Source organism: Nocardia sp. NPDC004722 (genome assembly GCF_053601505.1).
In genome coordinates, this window is sequence record NZ_JBSGBY010000596.1 from 1 (window position 1) to 5121 (window position 5121).

General features: G+C 69.6%; 5 protein-coding genes. 1 reads left to right on the forward strand and 4 read right to left on the reverse strand.

Annotated features, from left to right (window positions below):
* The 4 genes from ACWELQ_RS37555 to ACWELQ_RS37570 all read right to left on the reverse strand — a co-directional run.
* Window positions 1–1651: vWA domain-containing protein (locus tag ACWELQ_RS37555; protein WP_452401772.1), on the reverse strand; the 1651-nt coding region annotated here is incomplete at its 3' end.
* 2 nt (window positions 1652–1653) lie between these two features.
* Complete coding sequence (locus ACWELQ_RS37560) at window positions 1654–2712, reverse strand: ATP-binding protein (protein ID WP_452401773.1); 1059 nt, start codon at window positions 2710–2712, stop codon at window positions 1654–1656.
* A 113-nt stretch (window positions 2713–2825) separates the two neighbouring features.
* Entirely contained in the window at window positions 2826–3554 is a 729-nt protein-coding gene (locus ACWELQ_RS37565; RefSeq protein ID WP_452401774.1) for an IclR family transcriptional regulator, read from the reverse strand.
* A 5-nt stretch (window positions 3555–3559) separates the two neighbouring features.
* Entirely contained in the window at window positions 3560–4942 is a 1383-nt protein-coding gene (locus tag ACWELQ_RS37570; RefSeq protein WP_452401775.1) for an APC family permease, read from the reverse strand.
* Between ACWELQ_RS37570 and ACWELQ_RS37575 the strand changes: the two genes are divergently transcribed.
* A partial coding sequence (locus tag ACWELQ_RS37575) for a hypothetical protein (protein WP_452401776.1) occupies window positions 4842–5121 on the forward strand: 280 nt, incomplete at its 3' end. The genes ACWELQ_RS37570 and ACWELQ_RS37575 overlap by 101 nt on opposite strands.

Below are 5121 nucleotides of genomic sequence, written 5' to 3' on the forward strand. Positions count from 1 at the left end.
GCAGCACGGTGCCGCCACGCCCCCGCACCCGGACACCGGCGGCGATCTCGTCGACGGGCAGGTAACCGGCGTCGTGGGCGGCCGCGTCGCAGTAGACGACCCGGGCGCGCGGCACGTCGCGGGCGGTGGCGTAGGAGGCGATCGCGCCCAGGCCCTTGCCCATCAGCGCGGCCGACATCGACCCGGAGGTGTCCAGCACGACGCCGAAGGTGGGCAGCCGCACCGATTCCTCGGGCCGCACCCACGCCGGGCGCGGAATGTCGGGTGTCGAGGACTGCCGCCGCGAGGCGCGGGCATAGCTGCGGCGCTTCTCCACGGCCGGGATGTACTCGTCGAACCATTGCGCCAGCTGGGCGTCCCAGGGCAGCGGCGGCTGATCGAGCGCGCGGATCTCCTGTTCGAGTCCGGCGGGCAGCAGTCCGCGGCCAGTGGACTGGTGGTAGGCGAGTCCCGTGCACATCGCGTTGCGGTAGTACTCGTCCAGGTCGAGATAGCGGCCGGGAGTGTGGTTGTGCGGCAGCGGTTCTCCGAAGATGTCGCCCTTGCCGCGCCCGCGCAGGGTGGCGATCTTGCGCAGTCGGCGCAGGTCGGCGGCGATGCGGTCGTAGATCTGTTCGGAGGACAGCCCTTTGAGGTCCGGGTCGTAGAGCAGTCCCTCGGGCAGTTGCCCGACGCCCATTTCGACGAGCCAGCCGTTGACCACGTAGTCGCAGGCGACGTTGAACAGGTAGTGGTCACGCCAGCCCGCGCGCTCACCGTGGCGCAGGGCGGCATGCAGCATCTCGTGGGCGAGGACGAACTTCCATTCCTCGTCGGAGAGCCCGGCGAACGGGTTGATGTAGATCTCCGCGGCCTCGGCATTGACCGCGGCGATCGAGATGTCCCAGCCGCGCGCCACATCCGGGTCGGCGACGATCTTCATCCCGGCGGCCAGCGCGCCGAGCAACGGATACGAGGAGACGAACCAGTTGAGGGCGCGGTCCCATGCCTGCAAGGTCTCGGCCTGTCCACGGGTGACGTCACGGCCGGCGGCGGCGAGCGCCTCGCGGGCGGCGTCGCCGATGCCGGTGGCGAAGAGCTTCGGGTGCTCGCGCTTGCGGGCGGTGGCCTCGGTGCCGATGAAGAAGTCCGGATATTCGGTGCGCCGGTACGGTTCCGGAACGCTGCTCTGCCACCAGCGCTGCGCCAGGACCCGTTCGTCCGAGCCACCGGGCGGGAGCGGAAGGTCGACGGGTGGGCGGCCGATCTTCAAGGTCGGCAGGTATTCGTCGATGACCGCGCAGCAGGCGGCTCGATACACCGGGTGCGGTTGATGCGGGGCCTGAATCCAGGAGCCCGCGTAGGTATTCGACTCGACACCGCGTTCGGGAGCCTCGCGCGGATCGAGGTGACCGAAGCCCGCGTGCAGCAGCAGATGCGCGAACACCCAGGCCCATTCCTCGGCCGTCGCACGATGTTTGGGGTCGTAGTAGATGGTGCCCCAGTCGGTGATGACCGCCCACACGTCGTCGGGCAGACGTGTCTCGGTCTCGACGAGCCCGTTCTGCACGCGGCGGAACACCGGATGTTCACGCACCTGGGTCCAGCCGTTGAGCAGGTTCTCCCGCCACGGGTCGATCACCTTGCCGCGCTTGCGATTCGAGCGTCCCACGGCTACCTCCGGGCGGCCAGGCGCGGCAGATCGCGGGTGACCTCCACCAGGAACCAGGACGGCAGCACGGGCAGGCCGCCGTCGTCGGAGGCGATCACCAATTGCGCGCACTCCACCGAGATCTCGGCCAGTTCGGTGAGCATGGTCTTGGCGCGCAACACGAATCGCTTCAGACTCGCCGAGACGTGTTCGCGGGATTCGGGCAGTTCCTTGATCAGCCGGGCGCGGAAGGCTTCCGAGAGGAAGAACAGCAGATCGCGGTCGGCCGGATTGCGCGGCCAGCCCGCGTCGCCCTTGATGACCGCCTCGAGATCGTAGGCGTGGCGCACGGTCTTGACGAAGGCGCGGAAGCCGGAAGCGTGTGCGGTGGTGAGGATTCCGGAGGCGAGCACCCACAGCACGGTGTCGTCGATCCCGCTTCCGTAGGAGTGCAGGGCGTCCGACAGCATGTGCCAGCCGCGCGGCGTGGAGAAGGGCTGTTCGGTCTTGGGCGGCTGCGACCACAGGTGATCGGGCCGCTGCATCACGTATTCCACGACCCAGGGGTGAATGTCGTTGGTACCGGCCCACTTCAGCCAGTCGTCGACATCGGCGCGCAGGTGCATGTGGACCATGCGGTTGACCAGGGCGGAGGCCATGGGCCGGGCGAGCGCGTTGTCGGTGGCGCGGTTGCCGGCCCCGATCACCACGGAACCGGCGGGCAGTTCGTAATTGCCGATGCGGCGGTCCAGGATCAGGGAGTAGAAGGATTTCTGCACCTCGGCGGGGGCGGCGTTGAGTTCGTCGAGGAACAGGCAGTAGGGCTGCTCGCGCGCGATCATCTCCGGCGGCGCGAAACGGCTGCGGTCGCCCACGATCTGCGGGACACCGATGAGATCCTCGGGCGCGAGCTGGGTGCCCAGCAGGGTGACGCACTCCACGCCGAGCTCGTCGGCGAAAGCCCGCACCAGCGAACTCTTTCCGATACCGGGAGCTCCCCAGAGAAAGACCGGACGCACCACCGCGATGTGCAGCAGCAGCTCCGGCAACTGATCCGGAGTCACCGTGACAGTCGCTTCCAAGTGGTCCTTTCGGGTCGAATGTGCACCCAGGGTAGAAGCGCGCGCTGCGGCCCGGCCACCGATTTTTCGCCGCCGCAGCCTGATCCGAGGGTCGGCGAAGCAGCCGTGATCGGTCAGTACAGCAGTGGGGCGAGACCGGCGGCGCACTCGCGGGCCGGGTCGCGATGCGTCTCGAGCGCGGGCAGGCGATTGCTCGGACCGGTCAGGCACAGCGCGCCCGCGAGGGTGCCGAGCGCGTTGTATATCGGCAGCGCCAGGCACGCGACCCCGGCCACGAGTTCGTCGGCGGCGCGGGCGTATCCGGTGTCGCGCACCGACTGCAGGTCGCTGGCCAGGGCCGGGTGATCGATCTTGGTGCGCGGGGCGATGCGCGGCGGATTGGCCACCAGCGTGCGCCATTCCGTGTGCGAGGCCAGCAGCAGTTTGCCCGCCGCGGAGGCGTGCAGGTGCCGGGACAGTTCGCGTTCGCCCGGGATCGGATGGTCGGGGTCCTCGCTGACCACCTGGACAGCCGCGGGGCGGAAGTTCATCAGGTGCACCGCGAATCGGGTGGAAGCGCGGAACTCGTCGAGCAGGGTGCGAGCGGCCGTGGACAGCACCGGCACATTGATCGCCGCGGCGAAACCGCGCAGCCGCGCACCGAGGGCGAAGCCGCGCAAATCGGCGGTGCGGACCAGATATTCGTCGGCGACCAGGGAATTGAGCAGCCGGTAGGTGGTGGCGGGCGCGATGCCGAGGTGCGCGGCGATCTCCTTGGCGGTGACGCCCGCGCCTCGATCGGCGACCGCCTCGAGGATGGCGATCGAATTGGAGACGGTATTGGTGCGGCCGGAATCCTTCATCACGCCTACCGGAAGGTGACGTTCTCGAGCAGGTCGCCGCGCTGCGGCTCGTCGTAGATGCCGATGCCGCGCCACCGATCCGGCGCACGTCGGCGCAGGATCAGGGTGAAGACCCCGGCCGCCGCCATGACCGCGGCATACGTGATCACCACGGTCACGTTCTCGTTGCGGGCCGAGACGGCGGCGGCCACCATGAGCACCCCGAGCAGGACGGCGGTCACGGTGCCGAGAATCGTGATCGGGCGCGAGGATTCCCCGATGCGGCGCAGCAGCGCGGGCGTGGCCAAGCAGGCCGGGAGATACGAACCGAGATAGCCGAGCGCGCTGAGGGTGAGGAAACTGCGGATGCCGTCCTGCGGTTCGGCCCCGGACAGTAGATAACCGACCGTGCAGAGGGTGATCGCGGCCATCGCCGCCACGATCGCGGGCGCGGGCGTGCGGAATCGCGGATGCGCGCGCCCGACCGCGGCCGGGGCGATACCCTCACGACCCATCGTGAACAGCACGCGCACCAGGGCATTGACCGAGGCCACCGTGCACGCGAAGAACGAGGCCGCCACGCCGAGATCCAGGATCGAGGTCAAAGCGCGCGAATTGTCCTGCAGCAGCAGGTCGGTGACGGGCGTCGAACTCGCGGCGATACCCGGCGACGCGGACGCCAGCGCCACCGCCTGCGCACCGACCGCGACCAGATAGATGACCGCCGCCGCCACCGGCGTCCAGGCCAGGGTTCGCGGCACCGACCGGAACGGCCGATACGCCTCGGCCGACAGCGTGGTGGCGCTTTCGAATCCGACGAAGGCGCTGATCGCCACGACCGCGCTCATGGCGAGCGTGCCGGTGCCGCCGTGCCATTCGAACGCGCGATTGGTGGTGGCGCCGTGCCGGGTCAGCAGGTAACCCATGAGCGCCAGCACCGTCACCACCGAGACGCATTCCACCAGCAGTGTGGTGGACGCGGACAGCCGGATGCCGCGCACCATGAGCACCGCGGCCACCACGGCCGCCGCCAGCAGCAACGCGATGATCGTGGCGGTGCCGCCGAAACCGCTGATCCCGGCGGTGACCGCGATCTGATCCAGATAGGTGCCGACCGAGATCAGGCCCGACACACTGACACTCGCGTACCCGACGATCGCCGACCAGCCGACCGGCACCGCCGCCGCGGGCCCGAGACCCTTGGCCACGTACGTGTACAGCCCGCCGGTCACCGCCAGCCGCTGCGCCATCGGCCGGATCACCAGCGCCACACCCCAGGCCAGCACCGCGGCCGCCAGGAACGCGACCATGCTCATCCCGCCGCCGCCCGCGCCGATCACGAACGCCGGGGTGACCACCGCCGTGCCCGAGGGCGCGATGGCCGCCACCGATTGCGCGAACACCGGCACGAAAGGCAGTTCGCGCCGGGTCAATCCGCGCAGGGGCGACCGTTCGGCCGTCGACGGGCTCGGCGCGGCCACCGGGGGCGGGGTCGGCGCTGCCGCTCTCATCGGTGCGGCCTTTCTCTCGATGGTGCTCGGATTCGTCATCGCCCACTACCGCTCGGTGGAGCTGGCCGAGCAGGTGG

What these genes read in the sequence shown, in the direction of transcription:
- ACWELQ_RS37565 (WP_452401774.1), bottom strand. Translation starts at nt 3,554, where the DNA reads ATGAAGGATTCCGGCCGCACCAATACCGTCTCCAATTCGATCGCCATC.